Genomic DNA, 21,301 nt, shown 5'->3' with positions numbered 1-21,301 from the left:
ACTGTTGATGCGTATTCCGCAGCTTCGTATGGAAGCGACATTCGCAAGACTGGAGATTTCCACCGAACCTGCACAACTGGAAATCACACAGCCGCCAGCTGAAATGACGATCGAACAGCCAAAGCCAGAACTGGAGATCAACGTCATCCGTCCGCGCCTGACAATCGACCAGTCGCAGGCGTGGGCAGAGATGAATTTAAAACATGTGTTTCGGCTTATCGAGGACGCGGCAAAAGACGGATATGAAACATGGCTGACGTACGTAGAGACCGTTTCTGCGCAAGGCGACGAATTGATGAAAATCGAAAATGGAGGCGATGTTATCGCCGAGCAGGCGCAAGCAAACAGCGAAGGCCCGCCGCTTGAGTTTAACATTGGCTTTGTGCCGTCACCGTTTAGCGTCAAAATCGACTATGAACCCAGCAAGCTAATGATGGATTGGAAAATTCATAAGCCGCTCATTGATGTAAAACCGCACCAGCCAATTATCCATTACAAACAAGGAGCGGTGCATATTGATTTAGCACAGCGCAACTCGCTGCGCATCGACATTGTCACGTAAATACGAATCGAGGGATGAACAAATGAAAATCGCGACAAAATATCATGGAGACATTGAAATTCATGAGAAGGACATCGTTCGTTTTGAACAAGGAATTCCAGGGTTTTTAGAGGAAAAACAGTTTGTCTTATTACCGCTCGAAGACACACCGTTTATCATTTTACAATCGGTGAACACACCCGCACTCGGTTTTGTCTTAATCGAGCCGTTTTCGTACTTTCCAACATACGAAATCGATCTTGATGACAACACGCTCGAGCAGCTGCAAATCACTGGCGAGCAAGACGTTGCCTTGTACGTCATTTTAACCGTTGCCGACCCGTTCGACGACACAACGGCAAACTTGCAGGCGCCGATTGTCATTAACGTTCATAAGCGACTTGGGAAGCAAGTTATTTTAACAAACACGAACTACAAAACGAAACATCGCCTCTTTCCTGAAAAAGTGGCGAAATAAAGGAGGCGGCAAATATGCTTGTACTAACGCGCAAATTGAAAGAAGCGATTCAAATCGGCGATGACATCGAAATCACCGTCCTCGCCATCCAAGGCGATCAAGTGAAACTTGGCATCAACGCACCGAAACACGTCGAAATCCATCGCAAAGAAATTTACCTCGCCATCCAAGCCGAAAACAACGCCGCCTCCCACGCCTCCAAATCATCGCTCGAGCGGTTGAACGAGCAATTGAAATACTTGAAAGGGGGGAAACAAGAATGAGCGTCAGTATCGGCGGAGTGCCAGTCCAAGGCGTCGTTGCGCGCATTGTGCAAGATAATAAGGCTATTGCCGAGCAAGCCTTAAACGAAATGATTAACAAACACAAAGACGACCCAGCTCACTTCATTAAAGAAATTCAACAGCCTTCGCCATTTTCCCAATTTCTTGACGTCAAAATCTAAAAAATTTGTGCCAACCTATTAAACTTCCAAAAAACAAACCGATATAAAGAATGAACGCGGTATAGCGAAGAAAGGCGGCCGACTTTCTTCCTATCCGCAAACCAAACCCATCATTCCACAAGGACGTGGAAGAAAAAATTTCAAGGAGGAAGGGAAGAATATGAGAATTAACCACAACATTTCTGCGTTGAACACGTATCGTCAATTAGCGTTCAACAATACGCAAGCGGCTAAGAGTATGGAAAAATTGTCTTCCGGTCTTCGCATTAACCGTGCGGGTGACGATGCGGCAGGGCTTGCGATTTCGGAAAAAATGCGCGGGCAAATTCGTGGGTTGGAGCAAGCACAACGCAACGCGCAGGACGGAATCTCGCTCCTCCAGACGGCAGAAGGAGCTTTAAACGAAACGCACGCTATCCTTCAACGTATGCGTGAACTTGCGGTTCAATCAGCAAATGATACAAATACCCCAGATGATAGAAATGAAATTCAAAAAGAAATTAATCAGCTTATTAATGAAATTGATCGTATAGGAAATCAAACTGAATTCAATACTAAAAAACTATTAAATGGTGGAGCAGGAATACAAGGAAAAACAAATGATGCTAACGTATCAATTCTAGGAGGTTCTGCAGCGGTTAAAGGTGCAAGTACACTTACTCTTGACAGTGTGAAAGCTGCAGGTGTTGGAACGATTACCTTCACAGAGTATGGCGACGATTCCATAATTGAGGGAGCTGCTGCTGGAACATTCTCAATTAATGGTGTATCAATTTCAATGGACGGAACGGAATCAGCAACAGATTTTATTAATAAAATTAACGCTGTTTCATCTTCCACTGGGGTTATAGCATCTGGTGACTTTGCTACTGGTATAACATTTACAACAATAAAAACTGGTTCAAGTGCCAAAATCGATATTTCTGGTTTCAATAATGTTGTATCAGTTACTGGTACATTGCAACATAGCGTGAATGGTGGTGGGGCTACAAACTCAACAGGTACTGTTAGTGCAACAGGGACAGATGCATCTGCAGTAATAGATGCAGAAAAAACAACGGGTAGCGTTCCAACATCTATAACTGCTAGTGGAAACATTCTAACTATTCATGGCGGAGACTATGATGGTTTGCAATTAAGAATCGATAGTGCAATAGGGACGACAGGTACTAATGATGTTCAAATCAACATCACAGCAAACAATGTTTTAACAATGCATATTGGTGCTAATGATGGTCAAACTATGAATATTAGTATCAATGATATGAGAGCACAAAATTTAGGAGTTAATAATTTGGATGTTACAACTCAAACAGGGGCAGAAAATGCTATTCAAGCATTAGATACAGCAATACAATTAGTATCAGCGGAACGATCTAAGTTAGGTGCATACCAAAACCGCCTAGAACACACAATCAACAACCTCGGAACATCAGCTGAAAACTTAACAGCAGCTGAATCCCGCATTCGCGACGTAGATTATGCCTTAGCCGCTTAAATGGCGACAGGCACAGTCGTCCTAGCTGGAAACGGCTAGGAGCATCACCGGGTGAATTGCTGGAAACCCCTTAGAGCCTTTGACGCCACAACGTAGCCGGAAACGGCAGACGTGATGGCTCGAAAAGTCAAAGGATTGGGCAACCAGCAGCCAAGCTCCTGTCCCGAAAGGGTGGAGAAGGTTCAACGACTAGGACATACCGCCTAAGGAGAGAAGCTATGGCGATGAAGTCCGTAGGGTGAAGAGGATTTCCATCGTCCTCGCTCATCCGAAGCGCCCGGCCCCTAACAGGTCAAGCTGAGGGTGAAGATGTAGTCTTGTCCCGTACCGAAAGGGCGGGTGGCACGATGGCCAAAGAAATGATGGAATTCACGAAAAACAACATCTTGACGCAAGCGGCACAAGCGATGTTGGCTCAATCAAACCAACTGCCGCAAGCGGTGTTGCAGCTGCTTCGGTAGGCTGGTTTGGCGGGCGTCTTAGCTGGAAACGGCTAAGAGGATGACTGGGTGAATTGCTGGGAAGCCCTGAGAGCCTTTGGCGCCACAACGGAGCTGGAAACGGCAGACGTGAGGGCGGAAAAAGCCGAAGGATTGGGCAATCAGCAGCCAAGCTCCTGTCCCGAAAGGGTGGAGAAGGTTCAACGACTAGGGCATACCACCTACGGCAAGTGCTATGGTGATGAAGCCCGTAGGGGAGGCGAATAGCCGACCCGAAGCGCCCAGCCCCTAACAGGTGAAGCTGAGGGTGAAGAGGTAGTCTACACAACGGTCGAAAGACGTTGAGGCATGGCAAGCCAACCAACAACCACAAGCAGTATTGCAATTGCTTCGTTAATTTTACTAAGTCAATTTTTGAAAAAGGTGTCCCCAAAAATGTGGGACACCTTTTCTCGTGATCGTAATGTGGAAGAATTCATGAGATGAGGTAATGCATCCCTTCTACAGAAATTCCTTGATGATTTTAGTACATGATAAGAGGAATGTAACGAGATCTAGTACTCAGATCATGATGTACTTCAGATAGCACTCTTTAAGTGAGGAGGATAGCCATGAAAAATGGCCATAAGGAATCTATAAATATGGAAATGATAAAAAGTCAACTGTCAGGTAGCAGAGATTTATTAGGTCGGAAGACGATAGCGAAGTAATTAGAGATATCCTTAAAAATAGCTCCAAATGTTCCAATCCCACTACTCTCATCTCCTTTGCTTTTGATATCTTCATTTATACACCACTCTTTCACTCTTCCTAAACCACCTTTCGTTCAGATGAAATTGTCGTTCCCCCTTCACACTCCCTGTGTTTCATCCGATATAAACGATAGAAAGCGTTCAAAGCAAGGGAGCGGATCTGTATGACGATTGAACGAGTATCTTCTTCTTTCCTTTCGTATGCATTGAGGCGAGGCGAACAGGTGAAAGCAAACGTTGAGGCTTCGGCAGCACGGCCGCAAGAAGGAGAGGTTACTTCTCCTTCGCATCTGTTTTCGAACGATGAGTTGGAGAACGTCGTCAATGGCTTGAATGAGTTGTTGCAGCCGAGCCATACATCGATTCGGTTTGAGCTGCATAAGGAGCTGAATGAGTATTACGTGCAAGTGGTGGATGTAAAAACACAGGAAGTGGTTCGTGAAATTCCACCGAAAAAGCTGTTGGATATGTATGCGGCGATGATGGAGTTTGTCGGGTTGCTGGTGGATCGAAAAATTTAATGGTGGTGAAGAAACGTGGCAGGGAATTTGCGCATTAGCGGTTTGGCGAGCGGAATGGATATTGACCAAATCGTCAAAGATTTGATGAGAGCGGAGCGGATGCCGCTGGATAAGCTGTATCAAAAAAAGCAGCTGCTTGAGTGGCAGCGTGATGATTACCGGGCGATGAACACGCTGTTGCAAGGGTTGGATGACTACTTGTTCAGCAACATCACCCTCCAAAGCAGCATGCTCAAAAAAACCATCTCGAGCTCGAATGAAGCGGTCGTGACAGCGACAGCAAGCGCCAGCGCGGCGAATGTGGCGACGACGATTCAAGTTGATCAGGTGGCAACGTCAGCCGTTTGGTTGTCTGATGAAGGGGTGGACAAGGAGAGTTTTTCCGTTGATGCTGATACGACGCTGACGATCAAAGTGACGAACGGCGATGGCAGCACGAACACAGTGGAAATGACGGTGAAACAAGGAACAACGTTGGACGGATTGATCGCCCAACTGAACAGCAATGCCAACCTTGGCGTCAGCGCGTTTTACGATGAACAAACCGGACGGATTTCGATTATGAAGAAAGAGACAGGAGCGCAGGCCAGTTTGGTGCTGGATGACGAAGAGACGGCTAACTTTTTCGCAGAAAAGCTGGGGTTTACAGGAGCAGCGGCAGAGCAGGAGCTCACTGGAAAAACCGAAGGACAGGATGCGCAAGTGACGATTAACGGCTTAAAGTCTAGCCGTTCATCGAACACGTTCACGATTAATGGTGTGACGTATACGGTCAAAGGGACGGGGACGGCGACGGTGTCGGTGGAGACCGATGTCGATGCGATGGTGAACGTGATTAAAGGGTTTGTCGATAAATACAATGAAGTGATCGCCAAAATCAACGCCGAGCTGAAAGAGGAGCGCTACCGGAGCTATCCACCGCTCACTGACGAGCAAAAAGAAGCGATGACGGAAAAGCAAATTGAGCTGTGGGAAGAAAAAGCGCGAAGCGGGATGCTTCGCGGCGATTCGATTTTATCAAGCGCCCTTAGCCAAATGCGGATGGATTTGTATACGAAAGTGGAAGGAGCGAACATCCCGAGCGGGCTTTCGCAGCTGGCCCAGCTCGGCATTACAACGTCGTCGAACTATCTCGATGGCGGGAAATTGATCATTGACGAGACGAAGCTGCGGGAGAAGATTAAAGAAAACCCGGAAGCGGTGTATCAGCTCTTTAACCAAAACGGCACGACGGACGCGGAAAAAGGCATTGCCCGCCGTTTGCGTGATACGATTAAAGAAACGATCGGGAAGATTGAACAAAAGGCCGGGAAGGCGCTTTGGACGAACCAGCAGTTTGCGATCGGGCGTGAGTTGATTCAAATCAATAATCAAATGGACCGGTTTGAAGACCGTCTGAAACTGATCGAAGACCGCTACTACCGACAATTTATGGCGATGGAAGAGGCGATTCAGCGCGCCAATCAGCAAAGCATGTATTTAATGAACGCCTTCTTCGGCGGCATGCAAGGGTGATAGTGCATTGGACGGCCGTTTGATTAGATCAGGCGCGCCCAGTTGAGTGGTGAATGATGAGCAGGGGCTGGCTTCAGCGTTTTTTGATTTTTTCATAACGTGCATGACTTACGGTGATGAAGACCATTGCAATGCCTACAATCGTTTTTCTAGAACACTATATTGCTTGTCTAGTATATATGGTGAAGGCCGTTTTTTCGGGACAGAACGCGTTAACAATCGTTGCTTGTTTAATTTTATAGCGAATCTCGCATTTTGTGATGATCGAGAAGGAGTGAAGGTGATGGCAATGAACAACCCGTATCAACAATATCAAACGAACGCCGTGCAGACGGCATCGCCCGGTGAGTTGACGCTCATGTTGTATAACGGCTGCTTGAAGTTTATCAAACTCGCGCGCCAGGCGATGGAAGCGGGCGATGTGGCGGCGCGCAACGAGAACTTGATTAAAGCGCAAAAGATTATTTTGGAATTGATGGCGACGCTGAAAATGGAATATGACGTCGCCAAATCGATGATGACCATGTATGACTACATCTACCGCCGCCTGGTCGAGGCGAATGTGAAACACGATGCGGCGATTTTGGACGAGGTGGAAGGGTATGTCACGGAGTTTCGCGATACGTGGAAGCAAGTGATTCAGTTGAATCGACAACGGCAATACGCGGAAGGCGGACAGGCGTAATGGGCGTAGTGCACGATGTTTGGGTGGTGACGAAACAGCTGCTTGAAGCGACGGCGCTGCCGTGGCCAGCTGAGGAGCGCGAGACGCGGCTGTCGCAGGTCGATGAGCTGCTTCGGCGACGCGAGGGGCTGCTTCACAAGCTACGGCCGCCATACAGTGAGGAAGAGCAACAGCTTGGCCGCGAGATCGTCGCTTGGAATCAGGAGATTGAGGCGCGGCTTCGTCAAGTGCGCGATGAGATTCGTAGTGATTTGCGGATGGCAGGGGCGAAGCGGCAGGCGAATGCTCACTACGTTCACCCATACGAGCAGCCGCTTTCCTTTGACGGGATGTTTTATGATAAGCGACGATAGGTGGGATTCAGGATGGTGGAATTGACAAGCACGGCGCTAAATATCATCCGCCAATACGCGGCGCTGCTTGAGACGGTCGAAGAAGGGCTCGATTATGTGGAGGCGAGTTTTTCTGACCCGCGGCGGATGCATGCGGATGTGTTGCTGGCGGATCTTTTATTGGCGCTTGGGAAAATCGGTGAGACGAACGTTTATTTATGCCAGCTGTTCGCTGACGAGAGCGATTTGGTCGGCCATATCGAACGGTTTGCGGATGTGCTCGAAGCGGCAGCGGCGCTTGACGGGCAATTTTCCGATGCGGCGGCGAAAGAGCGCATTGTCTGTGGACGGTTGTCGCCGGCGTTTCAGGCGTGGAAGATCGCGATGGAGAGCGGTCTGCGGCGGTATGTTGTTCAATGAGAAACGGAGCGTGTGACAGGAGAGGCGTGCGATCCCATTGGTGAGGATGGGGCTGGAAGTTGGGGTGAAGATGCAGCCAACCATCAGCCTCTTCGAACGCAGGAGAGGAGTCCTGTCATATGTCAGTCGTTTGTTGGATGTCGAAATCACAAACGAACGGTGGAACTTGCGGCGCAACGCGATAGGGAGCGAATGATTGGCAGAGGGCTGATGTGGATTGTTTGGCAACGGTGGGTAACTTGCCGTGGCTGTTTCTTTTGGTGTACCGGTGTTCAGGTTGGGAGTATGGAAAAGGACAGCACAGACTGTCCTTTTTCCTTATCCGATTTTCGTTACTCTCCACCGAGCGAAGAAACGAGACGAAGCAGCATTTTTGCCTGACGAAGGTGGTCATCATGTCGTATACGCACCAACTGCTGGCGTAAAATCAGGCTAATCAGCGGACGGATGTCATATATTTGCTTGCCATCGATATACATGTATTGAACCCCTTTGCCAAAGAGAACGAATGTCGTCGTTGGTCAGCCGTACGCCGCGCGAGAGCCGCACGTTGCTGCTTTTGGGAAATATGGACCTTTCTCATTTGTTTACAAACTACATATGTCCAACGTCATAAGGGAAAATGTATCTCTATGACTATATTTTTCTATGATTTTCACAAAATCTTCGCAAATATTTTTGATTGAAGTCGGGGGTTAGTGGGTAATTAAAAAGTGTAGGGATCTATAGTTTGAAAATAAGGAGTGGTCAGCAATGATGTATAACATTCGTGGGGAAAACATCGAAGTAACGCCAGCTTTGCGCGAGTATGTGGAGAAAAAAATCGGGAAACTGGAGCGGTACTTTGATGACACCGATCACGTTCATGTAAACGTTAACTTGAAAGTCTACAACGATGGACAAGGAAAAATCGAGGTGACCATTCCGATTCCGCATCTATTGTTGCGCGCGGAGGAGCGCCACGACGATATGTATGCGGCCATTGACTTAGTAACCGATAAATTGGAGCGGCAAATCCGCAAGCATAAAACGAAAGTCAATCGGAAGCTGCGCGACCGTGAGAAAGGAGTGAAGTTGGCGGCTCCTGTGCCAAACGGCGCTGCTGCGGCGGAGAACGACGAGGAATTTGAAATCGTGCGCACGAAACATTTCAGCTTAAAGCCGATGGACAGCGAAGAAGCGATTTTGCAGATGAATTTGTTAGGGCACAACTTCTTTATCTTTACGAACGCCGAAACGAATCGGACAAACATCGTCTACCGCCGCAAAGACGGACGATACGGATTGATTGAGGCAAACTGACATCGGTTGTTGATAAGACGCATCCCCTGCTTGTTGGGCAGGGGATGTTTCTCATGATACGGGGAGAATGTTTAGGGAAATATTGGTTAACGTTCGGCAGATGAAAAAATGGATTTCGCTTTTCCAGACGACGTTCGTTAGCGCTTTGCGCAGGTTGACGACCGTTTGGCAAAAAGGAACGGGCCATGGCCTCGTTGACTGCTCGCGTCAAGGTGTTTGCAGGCTGCACGGATGAAAGGAGTGGCCCGCCTTGAGCGGGAAATGGGGGAAGTAAAGGAACGGTTGGATCGTGGGGAAGCTGAAATAAACAGAAGTGAAGGAGTCGTTTCAGCGAGTGGGATACAGCTAGGGGAGATGGGCAAATGCGGCTTCATACAATCCATGAAAGGCACTATACCAACAGCGATCGAACAACTGCAGACCAAGGTATGGCTGCTCCGTGGACAAGCCGCATCCTTTTACGCCTGCGCGATGGTTGTCACTGTACCCTCTCAAGTGATATGATTAATAAGTAAGTCCATTGAAAAAATAAGGAGCGTTTCCTATGCTTGGAGTCTTAAAAAAGGTATTTGACCCGAACAAGCGCCAGTTGGCACGGCTTGAGAAAATCGCTGATCAAGTCGATGCGCTCGGGCCGGAGATGGCGCGGTTGTCGGATGAACAGTTGCGGCAAAAGACCGAGGAGTTTAAAGCCCGCTACCAGCAAGGTGAATCGCTGGATGATCTGCTTGTGGAAGCGTTCGCTGTTGTGCGTGAAGGGGCGAAGCGTGTTCTCGGCTTGTACCCATATAAAGTGCAAATTATGGGCGGTGTTGTCCTGCACGAAGGCGACATCGCCGAAATGAAAACCGGGGAAGGGAAAACGTTGACGGCGACGATGCCGGTCTACTTAAACGCGTTGACCGGGCGCGGGGTGCATGTGGTGACCGTCAACGAATATTTGGCATCGCGCGACGCGAAAGAAATGGGCCAGCTGTACGAGTTTTTAGGGTTGACTGTCGGGTTGAACTTAAGCGGCATGTCGCGCGAAGAGAAGCAGGCGGCGTACAACGCCGACATTACGTACGGGACGAACAACGAGTTCGGCTTCGACTATTTGCGCGACAACATGGTGCTGTATAAAGAACATATGGTGCAGCGGCCGCTTTATTTCGCGGTCATTGACGAGGTGGACTCGATTTTGATCGACGAGGCGCGGACGCCGCTCATTATTTCCGGGACGGCGCAAAAGTCGACGAAGCTGTATGTGCAGGCGAACGCGTTCGTGCGTACGCTCCGCAAAGATGTCGACTATACGTACGATGAAAAAGCGAAAAGTGTCCAGCTGACCGAGGAAGGGATGAATAAAGCCGAGCGGGCGTTTGGCATCGACAACTTGTTCGATTTGAAACACGTCACGCTCAACCACCATATTCAGCTGGCGTTGCGGGCGCATGTGACGATGCAGCGCGATGTTGACTATGTCGTGCAGGATGGCAAAGTGGTCATCGTCGACCCGTTCACCGGGCGTTTGATGCATGGCCGCCGCTACAGCGACGGGCTTCATCAGGCCATCGAGGCGAAAGAGGGCCTCGAGATTCAAAACGAGTCGATGACACTCGCGACGATTACGTTCCAAAACTATTTCCGCATGTATGAAAAATTGGCGGGGATGACCGGGACGGCGAAAACGGAAGAAGAGGAGTTCCGCAACATCTACAACATGCGCGTCGTTGTCATTCCGACGAACCGTCCGGTCATTCGCGAAGACCGTCCGGATTTGATTTATCGGACGATGGAGGGGAAATTCCGCGCTGTCGTCGAGGATATCGCCCAGCGCCATGCAAAAGGGCAGCCGGTGCTTGTCGGCACAGTGGCGATCGAGACGTCGGAACTGTTATCAGAGATGTTGAAAAAACGCGGTATTCCGCATAACGTCTTAAACGCGAAAAACCATGCGAAAGAGGCCGAGATCATTGCCCAAGCGGGTCAGAAAGGCGCGGTGACGATCGCGACGAACATGGCCGGGCGCGGGACGGACATTAAGCTCGGCGAAGGAGTCAAGGAGCTTGGCGGGCTGGCCGTCATCGGCACGGAGCGGCATGAAAGCCGGCGGATCGACAACCAGCTGCGCGGCCGTTCGGGGCGCCAAGGCGACCCGGGAGTGTCACAGTTTTACTTGTCGCTTGAAGATGAGTTGATGCGCCGCTTTGGCTCCGAGAGCCTCATGGCGATGATGGATCGGCTCGGCATGGACGATTCGCAGCCGATTCAAAGCAAAATGGTGACACGGGCGGTCGAGTCGGCGCAAAAACGCGTCGAAGGCAACAACTTTGATGCCCGTAAACAGTTGCTTCAGTATGACGACGTGTTGCGCGAACAGCGGGAAGTCATTTATCGCCAGCGCTTTGAAGTGCTCGATGCCGACAATTTGCGCGGCATTATCGAGAAAATGATCCGGTCGGTGATCGAGCGCGTCGTCAACACCTACACGCCGAAAGAAGACTTGCCGGAAGAGTGGAACTTGAAAGGGGTGGTCGATTACCTTAACGCCTACTTGCTTCCGGAAGGCGACGTGACGGAAGGCGACTTGCGCGGCAAAGAGCCGGAAGAGATGATCGAGCTCATCTGGGCGAAAGTCAAAGCGCGCTATGACGAGAAGGAAACGCAAATTCCGCCAGAACAAATGCGCGAATTTGAACGGGTCGTTGTGCTGCGCGCTGTCGATATGAAATGGATGAACCATATCGATGCGATGGAACAGCTCCGCCAAGGCATCCATTTGCGCGCTTACGGGCAGGTTGACCCGCTCCGTGAATACCAGATGGAAGGCTATGCGATGTTTGAAAACATGATTGCGGCGATCGAAGAGGAAGTCGCGACGTACATCATGAAGGCGGAAATCCATCATAACCTCGAACGCCAAGAAGTGGCGAAAGGCGAGGCGGTTCACCCGAAAGAAGACGGTGAAGAACCGAAGAAAAAACCGATCCGCAAAGCGGTGCGCGTCGGGCGCAACGATCCGTGCCCGTGCGGAAGCGGCAAAAAATATAAACATTGTTGCGGAAGAGCGGTATAACCGTTTATAAATAATAAGAGAGGCATCGCCTCTCTTTTGAATGGCAAACGCAAATGATGCGCATACGATATTCATGATGAGGTGAGGACAACATGATCGATTTAGTGGAAATCAAGCAAGAGTTAGAAAAAATGGCTAAGCGATTAGCGGAAATCAGGGGGTCTCTTTGACCTCGAAACAAAGCAGACGCGCATTCAAGAATTAGAGGAGCAAATGGCCGCGCCCGGCTTTTGGGATGACCAGAAAGCGGCGCAGGCGATCATTTCCGAAGCGAATGCGCTCAAGGAATTAGTCGGCGAGTTTGAATCGCTCGCGGAACGGTTCGACAACTTGGAAGTGACGTATGAGTTGTTGAAAGAGGAGCCGGATGACGAGCTGCAGGCTGAACTTGTGGAAGAAGCGAAAAAATTGACGAAAGACTTCAGCCAGTTTGAGCTGCAGCTGTTGCTCAACGAGCCGTACGACCAAAATAACGCGATTTTGGAGCTTCATCCGGGTGCGGGCGGCACGGAATCGCAAGACTGGGCGTCGATGCTGTTGCGCATGTACACGCGCTGGGCGGAGAAAAAAGGATTTAAAGTCGAAACACTGGATTATCTCCCAGGCGAGGAAGCCGGGGTGAAAAGCGTCACCTTGCTTATCAAGGGACATAATGCATACGGCTACTTAAAGGCGGAAAAAGGGGTACACCGGCTTGTGCGCATCTCCCCGTTTGACGCCTCAGGCCGCCGCCATACGTCGTTCGTGTCATGCGAAGTCGTGCCGGAGATGGACGATAACATTGAGATTGAGATCCGTCCGGAAGAGCTGAAAATCGACACGTACCGCTCAAGCGGTGCGGGCGGGCAGCACGTCAACACGACCGACTCCGCGGTGCGCATCACCCACTTGCCGACCGGCATTGTCGTTACGTGCCAATCGGAGCGGTCGCAAATTAAAAACCGCGAAAAAGCGATGAATATGTTAAAAGCGAAGCTGTATCAAAAGAAAATGGAGGAACAGCAAGCTGAACTCGCCGAGCTGCGCGGCGAGCAAAAAGAAATCGGCTGGGGCAGCCAAATCCGCTCCTACGTCTTCCATCCGTATTCGCTTGTCAAAGACCATCGGACGAATGTGGAGGTCGGCAACGTGCAAGCGGTGATGGATGGGGAAATCGATGTGTTCATTGACGCGTATTTGCGCGCGAAATTGAAGTAAAGAGCGATCATCTGATCGCTCTTTCAGACTGTTGACAAAATGGGTTTCAGACGAATGTCTGAAACCCATTTTGTTCCATAAATAGACTATGTTTTCAAAAAAAGTGGGTAGGATGGGAAGCCATGCAAAGGAAAAGAAAGGGCGGTGCTTCGCCTTCCATAGGTAATTCGCCAGTTTTTTTAAATTCATGGCAGCACAAACAAGCATCGCCTGCGCCTCATTTTTTTCCAATCCCCGGTAATGCGTCCAGCGCAGACCATGCTTCTCTTTCATATCGGCGAAATCCCGTTCAATCGTCTCTTTTCGGAGGGCATAGAGTTCCCGGTATTCCGGAACATACCGCAAATGCTCTGCTTCTTCATAGTAGTCCTGCCATACGTGGCGAGTGACTACTTTGGTGTAGCTCTTGCTTTGCGTGCACTGATGAAGATACGGACAGCTTCGGCACACCGCCGGGTCCGATTTGTATTCCCGGTACCCTTCCCGATTCGTAGTAGAGTAAGATAGAACTTGATCATTGGGGCATAGATAACAATCAAAATATTCGTCATACACAAAATCTGATTTCCGAAAGAATCCATCTTTTGTTTTCGGGCGAGTGTACGGCCAAATCGGCTTTACCCCTTGTTCGAGTAAATACTTGGCAATGGCAGGAGTTTTATATCCTGCGTCTACACACACGGCTTCCGGACATGATTGGATTTCCCGTTTCACTCGTTCGAACAGCACAAAAAACGCTTGACTGTCATGGACGTTGGCTGCCGTCACGTAGGTCTGTAGAATCCATCCGTTGCGATCACAAGCTGTATGATACGAATAGGCAAACACTCGCTCCCGTTCATTTTTCACCAACAGTCCGCTCTCCGGATCCGTTTTGCTTACTTTTACTTCCCGTTTTTTTTTTCTCAGATGGCAACGGCGATTTTCCATGAGCGATCCGATCCCGTTCGATTTCTTTTTCGAGTTCCTGTTGGTAGGCTTTGGCTTCGACTTCTGCCATTTCCGTTGTAAACTTCTTTTTATTGGCGCTTGCTTTGACATGAGTGGAGTCTACGTACAAGACACTCGAATCTACCAATCCGTGTTCAAAGGCTTCTTTTAAAATCCGTGAAAAAATTTGATGGAATACATCCGTTCCAGCGAAACGACGCGCATAGTTTTTACTTGGCGTCGAGTGATGAGGAACGGGATCATGAAGACTAAGTCCTAAAAACCAACGGTAGGCGACGTTGGTTCGGATTTGTTCGACGGTTTCACGCATGGAGCGAATCCCAAATACATACTGAATCAAATACATTTTAAACAACATCACTGGATCAATGCTCGGACGTCCATGATCAGGAGAGTAGAGATCTTTCACCACATCATAGATAAAAGAAAAATCAATGGCCGCATCCAGCTTTCTTACCAAGTGATCCTCTGGAACCAGATCATCCAGTTTCACCGTGGTTTCGGTATAGCGCCCATCTTCTTGGTGTGGCCGAAGCATCGTTCCTTTCCTCCATTTCTCCCTCGTCTTACCTTCATAATAAAACAGAGGATGTCCCAAAAGTGTTCGCATAGCGTTCGCTTTTGGGACACTTTTTTGGATAAAAAAGAAGAAAACCGTTCCTCTTTTGGTATAATAGAGTCACCACAACCCTACCAAAGAAAGGACGGTTTTCTTATGTACATTTATTATAACCGAGATCAACTCATTTTGCCAATGGATCTTGAAATTTTCATTCCCAAACATCATCTTTGCCGGATCGTGGATCTGGCAGTGGAAAAAATGGATCCGGCTCTGTTCGTTTCCCTCTATCCTGGCGGAGGGCGTCCAGCCTATCATCCGAAAATGATGTTGAAAGTCATCCTGTATGCCTACGCCAATCGGATCTACTCCTCTCGCCAAATCGCCAAGCAGTTGAAAGAAAACATTTACTTTATGTGGCTATCCGGCCATCAAACACCGGATTTTCGCACGATCAACCGATTTCGGTCGGAACGGATGAAGGACATCATTTACGAAACGTTTTTCTCCATTGTCGATCTTCTGCGTCAAGAAGGGTTGGTCAAGTTAGAGGATTATTTTCTGGATGGAACGAAAATCGAGGCCAATGCCAACCGATATACATTCGTTTGGCGCAAATCAACGGAAAAGTACGATCAGAAACTGGAGGAGAAATTCCGGAAAATCGTTGCCTCGATCGAACAGGTGACGAAAGAAGATGAAGAGGCGGAACAAGAGGGGGATTTTCAAGAAAAGCTGGAAGCTTCACCGATCACGTCCGAAAGGATCGAAGCCGTCATCGAACAAGTGGAAGAGCGCCTAAAGAAAGAGCCGAAGAATCGTACGTTAAAGAAAGCCAAACGGCAATTGGAACAAGATCTTCTCCCCCGTAAGAAAAAATATGAAGAATACAAAGAAAGATTAGGCGAACGGAACAGTTTTTCGAAAACGGATCCGGATGCCACGTTTATGCGGATGAAGGACGACCATATGAAAAACGGCCAGCTCAAACCGGGGTACAATGTGCAGATTGGGACAGAGAACCAATTCATCACTGGATTTAGCGTGCATCAACGGGCAGGGGATGCCGGATGTTTCATTCCGCATTTGGAGCAATTGGCCGCCTATGGGCGTCCAATGCCTAAACAAGCCATTGCGGATTCCGCCTATGGGAGTGAGGAGAACTACACGTACTGTGAGAAAAAGGAGATAGTCGCCCTGATCAAGTACAACACGTTGGATCGGGAACAAACGAAAGCGTGGGCGAAGGAGATCGGCCGAATCGAGAACATGACGTATGATGAGGAGCTGGATGAGTGGATTTGCGCCAAAGGGGAACGGTTGGTGTTTGTGTATGAACGGAAGGAAACGACCGACAACGGGTACGTTACCGTCAAACGGACGTATCGTTGTACGGCTTGTGCCGGATGCCCGTTTCAGACGGCATGCGCCAAAGGCAAAGACACGAAAACCATCCGCGTTTCCTTGAAAAATCAACAACAACGGCAGGAGATCCGTAAACGGCTGTCCACGGAAGAAGGGGCGGCGACGTACCGAAAACGACAAATCGAAAACGAGCCGGTGTTTGGGCAAATCAAGCACAACCAGCAATTTCAGCGCTTTTTGTTAAGAGGGCTCCCAAAAATTACCTTGGAATGGGGGCTTATTTGTGCTGCTCACAATTTGAGAAAGTGGGCGGCCACAACCGATCCAACAAAGAAAAAACAGGATAAAATTCAGAAATAAGGAGAAATTCCTGCTTCAAAAAAGGAATAAATAACCAAATAGTAAAGAAAAGAAACAGAGGCTGTCCCCAAAAGGTCGGTTTAACGACCTTTTGAGACAGCCTCTGAAAGAGCGATCATCTGATCGCTCTTTTTTTCTTTATCATAGTAGACCATTATCGCGTTAACTGACTGTCATTTACTTAAAAAAACGGGCATGCTATACTCACAGAGGAAGGTGGGGAAGCATGCGGAGAAAAAGAGATAAAGCGATGTCTCCAACGGTGGAGACGGCCTTGGAGTATGTGTACGTTCTTGTTGGCGCGGCGATTGTCGCCGTCGCGTTTAACGTGTTTTTGTTGCCGAACCGGATTGCTTCCGGCGGGGTGAGCGGCATTAGCACGATTGTGCATGCGCTGTTTGGCATCCAGCCCGCCTATGTTCAATGGGCGCTCAACATCCCGCTGTTTATCGCTGGCGTCGTGCTCTTAGGCCGGCAGTTTGGCATCAAGACGTTTGTCGGGACGGTGTTTTTGCCGCTTGTCGTCTACATCACCAAAGGGATGGAGCCGGCGACGGTCAATCCGCTTCTTGGAGCATTGTTTGGCGGCATTGGCGTCGGGCTTGGTCTCGGTATTGTGTTTCGCGGCCGTGCCTCGACGGGCGGTACGGATTTGGCAGCGCAAATCATTCATAAATATACCGGACTGTCGCTTGGGGTGTGCGTCATTTTGATTGACGGCTTGATCGTCTTGACGGCGGCGTTCGTGTTCGATATTGAACGGGCGCTTTATGCTTTGATCGCGTTGTATGTGACAAGCAAAACGATCGACCTCGTCCAAGTCGGGCTTGGCTATTCAAAAATCGCCCTCATCATTACAAATGAAGAGGAAAAAGTGCGGCGCGCCATTTTGCATGAAATCGACCGCGGGGTGACGCGGTTGCCGGCGTATGGCGGGTATACGGAGCATGAACGGCCAGTGCTCATGTGTGTCGTCGCTCAATCGGAGTTCACAAAATTGAAACAAATCGTGCGAACCATTGATCCGACGGCGTTTGTCATCGTTGCCAACGCCTCTGAAGTGCTTGGGGAAGGATTTCAACGTACGTAAAATTGAAGAAATCGGTTATAATAACGAAGGAAGCGAATTTTTGTTTTTAGGGGGAGTTCATCATGAAGTGGAAATTAGCAACCGTGTTCCTCGGCGCTTCATTGGCGCTTGCAGCATGTGGCGGCGGCGATGATAACGCTGGGGAGCAAAACGGCGGCAACAACGGTGGAGGGGATACCACTGCTGCTGCTGAGCAAGTCTATCAACAAAGCTGTGCATCATGTCACGGCCAAGACCTTTCGGGAGGGGTCGGCCCGAACTTACAAAAAGTAGGAAGCAAATACTCGGCAGACGAAATTAAAGAGGTCATCGCCAAAGGCCGCGGCTCTATGCCAGGAGGAATCATCCAAGGCGAAGACGCTGACAAAGTGGCGGAATGGCTCGCCGCGAAAAAATAAGTCACGAAAACGAAACAAGCGCCGTCCAGTTTCCTTTCAGGGACTGGGCGGTCTTTTATTTTTCTTCGCCTCTCACGAATGTTCCACGCGATAGATCAGTTGTAGATGGCGTTCACAAGATCTTAGAGAGAAGGATGGTAGTACTTACAGTGTACAGAGTGAAGAGAAGATTCACTCTTTATATTGCATATATAGGTCTTTTATGCTAGTTTTGCTATTGTTTCCTATTTGAAATATAAATGTAAAATTCGACAGCAAGAAATCGTGCTATAATAAGCCTTGTGGAATTTTGTACAATTGGTTCGAAACAACTCGAGAAATGACAGTAAGCGAGTCGAAAAATAGGTGATTATGATGATTGAAATGCAAGATGTATATAAGACATACCCAAACGGAGTCGTAGCGCTAAACGGCGTTAGCGTTCGCATTAAGCAGGGAGAATTCGTCTATGTCGTTGGGCCTAGCGGAGCAGGCAAATCGACATTTATTAAAATGATGTACCGTGAAGAAAAGCCGACGAGCGGCACCATTATGGTCAACGGTGTCAATCTTGCCAACATCAAAGACAGTAAAGTTCCGTTGCTGCGCCGCAACATCGGTGTTGTGTTCCAAGATTTTAAGCTGCTTCCGACGCTCACCGTGTATGAAAATGTGGCCTTTGCTTTGGAAGTGATTGAAGAATCGCCGAAAGTGATTCGCAAAAAAGTGATGGAAGTACTCGATCTAGTCGGCCTCAAACATAAAATCCGCTCTTACCCAAACGAACTGTCTGGCGGCGAACAGCAACGTGTCTCGATCGCCCGCTCGATCGTCAATTCCCCGAAAATCGTGATTGCTGATGAACCGACAGGAAATTTGGATCCTGAAACATCGTGGGGCATTATGGAACTGTTTGAGAAAATTAATGAACGGGGCACGACGATTGTAATGGCGACTCATAATAAAGAGATCGTCAATGCTACCCGTCGACGCGTTATTGCGATCGAAAATGGGACAATCGTCCGTGACGAGGCGAAGGGGGAATACGGCTATGACGCTTAACACGTTCAAACGCCACGTTCGGGAGAGCGTGAAAAGTCTTGGCCGCAACGGTTGGATGACGTTTGCATCCGCGAGCGCCGTCACGGTGACGCTACTGCTGGTCGGTGTCTTTTTTGCCGTCATGTTCAACATTAACTATTTTGCGAAAAAAGTGGAAAATGAAGTCGAAATTCGCGTCCATATCGATTTGGCCGCTGACAATAAAGAGAAGGATGTGCTGCGCCAGCGAATCGAAGCCCTTCCAAGTGTGAAAGAAGTTCACTACTCATCAAAAGATGAAGAGCTGAAGCGGTTGATTGAAAGCATGGGTGAGGAAGGCTCATCGTTCCAGCTGTTTGAGCAAGACAACCCATTAAGCGATGTGTATGTTGTGAAAGCTGCTAATCCGCAAGATACCGTTAAAATTGCAAAGCAAATTGAAACGTTCCAGTCCGTTCATAAAGTCAATTATGGACAAGGGACGGTTGAAAAGCTATTTGATGCGCTTAAGGTCATGCGCAACGTCGGATTGGTGCTGATTTTTGGTCTGTTGTTTACAGCGATGTTTTTAATTTCTAATACCATTAAAATTACGATTTTTGCCCGTCGCCGTGAGATTGAAATTATGCGGCTCGTCGGGGCGACGAATGGGTTCATCCGCTGGCCGTTTTTCCTTGAAGGGCTATGGCTTGGGATGCTCGGTTCGATCGTTCCGATCGTCGTACTGGCGCTCGTTTATTACAATGTGCACCGTCTATACAAACAGCAGTTTTCCCTGCAGCTGTTCGAGCTTTTGCCGTTTTCTCCATTCATTTGGCAACTGAGCGCCTTGTTGTTGGGCATTGGCGCTTTGATCGGTGTCTGGGGAAGCGTCATGTCAGTGCGTAAGTTTTTGAAAGTATAAAAATCAATTTGATAGGGAGAGGGGAAAAGCCATGAAAAAGAAAAAGATGATGGTGCTCGCTGTCGTGGCAACACTCGGATTGGGCGTTCTCCCGCCGGCGGCGAACGCTGTTAGCAACCGCGATATCGAGCAAAAACGAAGCGAAATCAATGCGCTGCGCTCGAAACGGTCGGGCGTTGAAGAGAAAATTAGCGAGTCGCAAAAAAACATTAAAGCCCTGCAATCGCAGCAAAAACAAGTCGCTAATGACATTGAAAAACTCAATAGCGCCATTGAGGAAACGAGCGGCAAAATTCGCAAAGTCAGCACGGACATTGATGAAACCGAACGGGCGATTGACAAGCTGCAACAAGAAATTGCCGAGATTCAGGAGCGGATTGAAAAACGGAATGAAATCTTAAAAGCGCGCATCCGTTCGCTCCAAGAAAGCGGTGGAGCGATCAGCTACTTGGAAGTGTTGCTTGGCGCTCAAAGCTTTAGTGACTTCATCGACCGAATGAGCGCGGTGACAACCATCATGGAAGCTGACCAACAAATCATCCGCGAGCAGGAAGCGGATAAAGCGCTCAAAGAGAAAAAAGAAACTGAGCTGACGCAAAAGCGGAACAAACTGCAAGCGGACTTGCAGGAGCTGAAACAGCTGCAAGCCAAACTTGATGCCCAGCTTGAACAGAAAAACCGCTTAATGTCGGATTTGAAGCAAAAAGAGGAAGAAGAGCATCATCATAAAATGGAACTTGAAGAGGAAAAAGAACTGATCGCGAAACAAGAAGCCGTTGTGAAGCAGCAGCTCGCCGAACTTGAGCGGCAGAAACGGGCCGAGGAAGAGGCAGCGAAACAGCGTGCACGTACATATACAGCGCCGAAATCTTCGCCGTCGACATCTTCGTCTTCATCGTCAACATCGAAAAGCGGCGGAGAAACACCATCCGGCGGCAGCACACCGCCTGTATCAAGCGGAGCGTTTACTCGCCCCGCTAACGGACCGATCACATCCGGTTTTGGCTACCGGTTTGGCGGCTCCGATTTCCACCCGGCGGTTGACATCGGCAAGCGCGCTCCGGTCGTTCCGGTCGTTGCGGCTGCTGATGGGGTCGTGTTCCGTTCCTACTATTCTAGCAGCTACGGCAACGTCATTTTCGTCAGCCACGTCATTAACGGCCAAGTGTATACGACCGTTTACGCCCATCTCGAGGCGCGCTTGGCCGGGGAAGGACAACGCGTCAGCAAAGGACAAGTTATCGGTTATATGGGCAACACTGGACATTCAACCGGTCCACACCTTCACTTTGAATTGCATCGCGGCAGCTGGAATGTCGGGAAAACGAATGCAGTCGACCCGCGTAGTTATATCGCGTTCTAACGCTTACACCACCTCGTATACGCAACTTGCCTGCCTCGTTGAGGAAGGAGAGTTGCGTATTTTTTATGGCCATCGCTTCTTGAGAGGGGCGCCATCGTCAACCGGGA

At 49.0% G+C, this 21,301-nt stretch carries 24 protein-coding genes and 1 pseudogene; 22 read left to right on the top strand and 3 right to left on the bottom strand.

What is annotated here, in order from left to right; all coding sequences use genetic code 11:
- The first annotated feature begins 7 nt into the window (after positions 1-7).
- The 11 genes from IC804_RS07765 to IC804_RS07715 all read left to right on the top strand — a co-directional run bounded on the left by IC804_RS07765 (position 8) and on the right by IC804_RS07715 (position 7,627).
- Positions 8-562 (top strand): DUF6470 family protein, encoded by a 555-nt coding sequence (locus IC804_RS07765; protein ID WP_081157392.1) that lies wholly within the window; start codon positions 8-10, stop codon positions 560-562.
- Positions 563-584: 22 nt separating this feature from the next.
- On the top strand, positions 585-1,019 hold the full coding sequence (fliW, locus tag IC804_RS07760) for a flagellar assembly protein FliW (protein ID WP_011888205.1): 435 nt from the start codon (positions 585-587) through the stop codon (positions 1,017-1,019).
- Positions 1,020-1,033: 14 nt separating this feature from the next.
- Complete coding sequence (csrA, locus tag IC804_RS07755) at positions 1,034-1,282, top strand: carbon storage regulator CsrA (RefSeq protein WP_081157393.1); 249 nt, start codon at positions 1,034-1,036, stop codon at positions 1,280-1,282.
- Entirely contained in the window at positions 1,279-1,464 is a 186-nt protein-coding gene (locus IC804_RS07750; protein WP_081157394.1) for a hypothetical protein, read from the top strand. The genes csrA and IC804_RS07750 overlap by 4 nt, the downstream gene beginning before the upstream one ends.
- 160 nt (positions 1,465-1,624) lie before the next feature.
- Positions 1,625-2,962 carry a flagellin N-terminal helical domain-containing protein gene (locus IC804_RS07745; protein ID WP_081157395.1) on the top strand — a complete coding sequence of 446 codons (1,338 nt, stop codon included), beginning with the start codon at positions 1,625-1,627 and terminating at the stop codon, positions 2,960-2,962.
- Between the two features lie 347 nt (positions 2,963-3,309).
- Positions 3,310-3,423, top strand: a complete 114-nt coding sequence (locus IC804_RS07740; RefSeq protein ID WP_369802849.1) for a flagellin — start codon at positions 3,310-3,312, stop codon at positions 3,421-3,423.
- Between the two features lie 895 nt (positions 3,424-4,318).
- Positions 4,319-4,675, top strand: coding sequence for a flagellar protein FlaG (flaG, locus tag IC804_RS07735; protein WP_029761354.1), 357 nt, complete (start codon positions 4,319-4,321; stop codon positions 4,673-4,675).
- A gap of 15 nt (positions 4,676-4,690) precedes the next feature.
- Positions 4,691-6,190 (top strand): flagellar hook-associated protein 2, encoded by a 1,500-nt coding sequence (locus IC804_RS07730; protein ID WP_081157397.1) that lies wholly within the window; start codon positions 4,691-4,693, stop codon positions 6,188-6,190.
- A 283-nt stretch (positions 6,191-6,473) separates the two neighbouring features.
- A complete protein-coding gene (gene fliS / locus IC804_RS07725; RefSeq protein WP_081157398.1) occupies positions 6,474-6,875 on the top strand; it encodes a flagellar export chaperone FliS in 402 nt (133 codons plus the stop codon).
- Positions 6,875-7,228: a flagellar protein FliT gene (locus tag IC804_RS07720; RefSeq protein WP_008880337.1), complete on the top strand. Its 354-nt coding sequence runs from the start codon at positions 6,875-6,877 to the stop codon at positions 7,226-7,228. Before fliS ends, IC804_RS07720 begins: the two co-directional genes overlap by 1 nt.
- 12 nt (positions 7,229-7,240) lie before the next feature.
- Positions 7,241-7,627 (top strand): DUF8042 domain-containing protein, encoded by a 387-nt coding sequence (locus IC804_RS07715; RefSeq protein WP_081157399.1) that lies wholly within the window; start codon positions 7,241-7,243, stop codon positions 7,625-7,627.
- 332 nt (positions 7,628-7,959) lie between these two features.
- On the opposite strand, the gene IC804_RS07710 is transcribed toward IC804_RS07715, so the two are convergent.
- The gene (locus tag IC804_RS07710) at positions 7,960-8,106 is read right to left on the bottom strand and encodes a hypothetical protein (protein ID WP_008880335.1); all 147 of its coding nucleotides are present in this window, start codon (positions 8,104-8,106) and stop codon (positions 7,960-7,962) included.
- A gap of 274 nt (positions 8,107-8,380) precedes the next feature.
- Between IC804_RS07710 and hpf the strand changes: the two genes are divergently transcribed.
- The 5 genes from hpf to prfB all read left to right on the top strand — a co-directional run bounded on the left by hpf (position 8,381) and on the right by prfB (position 13,184).
- Complete coding sequence (hpf, locus tag IC804_RS07705) at positions 8,381-8,929, top strand: ribosome hibernation-promoting factor, HPF/YfiA family (RefSeq protein ID WP_008880334.1); 549 nt, start codon at positions 8,381-8,383, stop codon at positions 8,927-8,929.
- Positions 8,930-9,029: 100 nt separating this feature from the next.
- Entirely contained in the window at positions 9,030-9,164 is a 135-nt protein-coding gene (locus IC804_RS18835; RefSeq protein ID WP_255505905.1) for a hypothetical protein, read from the top strand.
- On the top strand, positions 9,161-9,433 hold the full coding sequence (locus tag IC804_RS07700) for a hypothetical protein (RefSeq protein ID WP_081157400.1): 273 nt from the start codon (positions 9,161-9,163) through the stop codon (positions 9,431-9,433). The genes IC804_RS18835 and IC804_RS07700 overlap by 4 nt, the downstream gene beginning before the upstream one ends.
- Before the next feature lie 40 nt (positions 9,434-9,473).
- Positions 9,474-11,987, top strand: a complete 2,514-nt coding sequence (gene secA, locus IC804_RS07695; RefSeq protein ID WP_081157401.1) for a preprotein translocase subunit SecA — start codon at positions 9,474-9,476, stop codon at positions 11,985-11,987.
- A 92-nt stretch (positions 11,988-12,079) separates the two neighbouring features.
- Positions 12,080-13,184 (top strand): peptide chain release factor 2 gene (gene prfB, locus IC804_RS07690; RefSeq protein ID WP_144038740.1). Its coding sequence is split into 2 segments (ribosomal slippage): positions 12,080-12,154 and positions 12,156-13,184, totalling 1,104 coding nucleotides; the frame shifts between segments, so codons are not numbered across the junction.
- Positions 13,185-13,409: 225 nt separating this feature from the next.
- On the opposite strand, the pseudogene IC804_RS18525 reads toward prfB, so the two are convergent.
- Positions 13,410-14,132 (bottom strand): annotated as a pseudogene (locus IC804_RS18525) (transposase); the annotation flags it as partial.
- Positions 14,023-14,481, bottom strand: a complete 459-nt coding sequence (locus tag IC804_RS18520; RefSeq protein ID WP_239691225.1) for a transposase — start codon at positions 14,479-14,481, stop codon at positions 14,023-14,025. The pseudogene IC804_RS18525 and the gene IC804_RS18520, both read right to left, overlap by 110 nt.
- A gap of 369 nt (positions 14,482-14,850) precedes the next feature.
- Between IC804_RS18520 and IC804_RS07680 the strand changes: the two genes are divergently transcribed.
- The 6 genes from IC804_RS07680 (at position 14,851) to IC804_RS07655 (ending at position 21,194) form a co-directional block, all read left to right on the top strand.
- The gene (locus tag IC804_RS07680) at positions 14,851-16,419 is read left to right on the top strand and encodes an IS1182 family transposase (protein ID WP_190300613.1); all 1,569 of its coding nucleotides are present in this window, start codon (positions 14,851-14,853) and stop codon (positions 16,417-16,419) included.
- Positions 16,420-16,645: 226 nt separating this feature from the next.
- Positions 16,646-17,509 (top strand): YitT family protein, encoded by an 864-nt coding sequence (locus IC804_RS07675; RefSeq protein WP_029761351.1) that lies wholly within the window; start codon positions 16,646-16,648, stop codon positions 17,507-17,509.
- Positions 17,510-17,571: 62 nt separating this feature from the next.
- Positions 17,572-17,907, top strand: a complete 336-nt coding sequence (cccB, locus tag IC804_RS07670) for a cytochrome c551 (RefSeq protein WP_011888191.1) — start codon at positions 17,572-17,574, stop codon at positions 17,905-17,907.
- 354 nt (positions 17,908-18,261) lie between these two features.
- The gene (gene ftsE / locus IC804_RS07665) at positions 18,262-18,948 is read left to right on the top strand and encodes a cell division ATP-binding protein FtsE (RefSeq protein WP_029761350.1); all 687 of its coding nucleotides are present in this window, start codon (positions 18,262-18,264) and stop codon (positions 18,946-18,948) included.
- Positions 18,938-19,831 (top strand): permease-like cell division protein FtsX, encoded by an 894-nt coding sequence (gene ftsX / locus IC804_RS07660; protein ID WP_029761349.1) that lies wholly within the window; start codon positions 18,938-18,940, stop codon positions 19,829-19,831. Before ftsE ends, ftsX begins: the two co-directional genes overlap by 11 nt.
- A 31-nt stretch (positions 19,832-19,862) precedes the next feature.
- Positions 19,863-21,194 carry a murein hydrolase activator EnvC family protein gene (locus tag IC804_RS07655; protein ID WP_081157583.1) on the top strand — a complete coding sequence of 444 codons (1,332 nt, stop codon included), beginning with the start codon at positions 19,863-19,865 and terminating at the stop codon, positions 21,192-21,194.
- Positions 21,195-21,301: the final 107 nt, after the last annotated feature.

Origin of the sequence: Geobacillus sp. 47C-IIb, assembly GCF_014679705.1 — a bacterium.
GTDB classification, from domain to species: Bacteria; Bacillota; Bacilli; order Bacillales; family Anoxybacillaceae; genus Geobacillus; species Geobacillus thermodenitrificans.
Note: the sequence above shows the minus strand (reverse complement) of the source record. Positions and strands in the feature narration are given on the sequence as shown.

Coding starts and splice junctions, on each gene's coding strand:
- IC804_RS07765 (WP_081157392.1), top strand. CDS start 8: ATGCGTATTCCGCAGCTTCGTATGGAAGCGACATTCGCAAGACTGGAG.
- fliW (WP_011888205.1), top strand. CDS start 585: ATGAAAATCGCGACAAAATATCATGGAGACATTGAAATTCATGAGAAG.
- csrA (WP_081157393.1), top strand. CDS start 1,034: ATGCTTGTACTAACGCGCAAATTGAAAGAAGCGATTCAAATCGGCGAT.
- IC804_RS07750 (WP_081157394.1), top strand. CDS start 1,279: ATGAGCGTCAGTATCGGCGGAGTGCCAGTCCAAGGCGTCGTTGCGCGC.
- IC804_RS07745 (WP_081157395.1), top strand. CDS start 1,625: ATGAGAATTAACCACAACATTTCTGCGTTGAACACGTATCGTCAATTA.
- IC804_RS07740 (WP_369802849.1), top strand. CDS start 3,310: ATGGCCAAAGAAATGATGGAATTCACGAAAAACAACATCTTGACGCAA.
- flaG (WP_029761354.1), top strand. CDS start 4,319: ATGACGATTGAACGAGTATCTTCTTCTTTCCTTTCGTATGCATTGAGG.
- fliS (WP_081157398.1), top strand. CDS start 6,474: ATGGCAATGAACAACCCGTATCAACAATATCAAACGAACGCCGTGCAG.
- IC804_RS07720 (WP_008880337.1), top strand. CDS start 6,875: ATGGGCGTAGTGCACGATGTTTGGGTGGTGACGAAACAGCTGCTTGAA.
- IC804_RS07715 (WP_081157399.1), top strand. CDS start 7,241: ATGGTGGAATTGACAAGCACGGCGCTAAATATCATCCGCCAATACGCG.
- IC804_RS07710 (WP_008880335.1), bottom strand. CDS start 8,106: ATGTATATCGATGGCAAGCAAATATATGACATCCGTCCGCTGATTAGC.
- hpf (WP_008880334.1), top strand. CDS start 8,381: ATGATGTATAACATTCGTGGGGAAAACATCGAAGTAACGCCAGCTTTG.
- IC804_RS18835 (WP_255505905.1), top strand. CDS start 9,030: ATGAAAAAATGGATTTCGCTTTTCCAGACGACGTTCGTTAGCGCTTTG.
- IC804_RS07700 (WP_081157400.1), top strand. CDS start 9,161: ATGAAAGGAGTGGCCCGCCTTGAGCGGGAAATGGGGGAAGTAAAGGAA.
- secA (WP_081157401.1), top strand. CDS start 9,474: ATGCTTGGAGTCTTAAAAAAGGTATTTGACCCGAACAAGCGCCAGTTG.
- IC804_RS18520 (WP_239691225.1), bottom strand. CDS start 14,481: ATGTATTTGATTCAGTATGTATTTGGGATTCGCTCCATGCGTGAAACC.
- IC804_RS07680 (WP_190300613.1), top strand. CDS start 14,851: ATGTACATTTATTATAACCGAGATCAACTCATTTTGCCAATGGATCTT.
- IC804_RS07675 (WP_029761351.1), top strand. CDS start 16,646: ATGCGGAGAAAAAGAGATAAAGCGATGTCTCCAACGGTGGAGACGGCC.
- cccB (WP_011888191.1), top strand. CDS start 17,572: ATGAAGTGGAAATTAGCAACCGTGTTCCTCGGCGCTTCATTGGCGCTT.
- ftsE (WP_029761350.1), top strand. CDS start 18,262: ATGATTGAAATGCAAGATGTATATAAGACATACCCAAACGGAGTCGTA.
- ftsX (WP_029761349.1), top strand. CDS start 18,938: ATGACGCTTAACACGTTCAAACGCCACGTTCGGGAGAGCGTGAAAAGT.
- IC804_RS07655 (WP_081157583.1), top strand. CDS start 19,863: ATGAAAAAGAAAAAGATGATGGTGCTCGCTGTCGTGGCAACACTCGGA.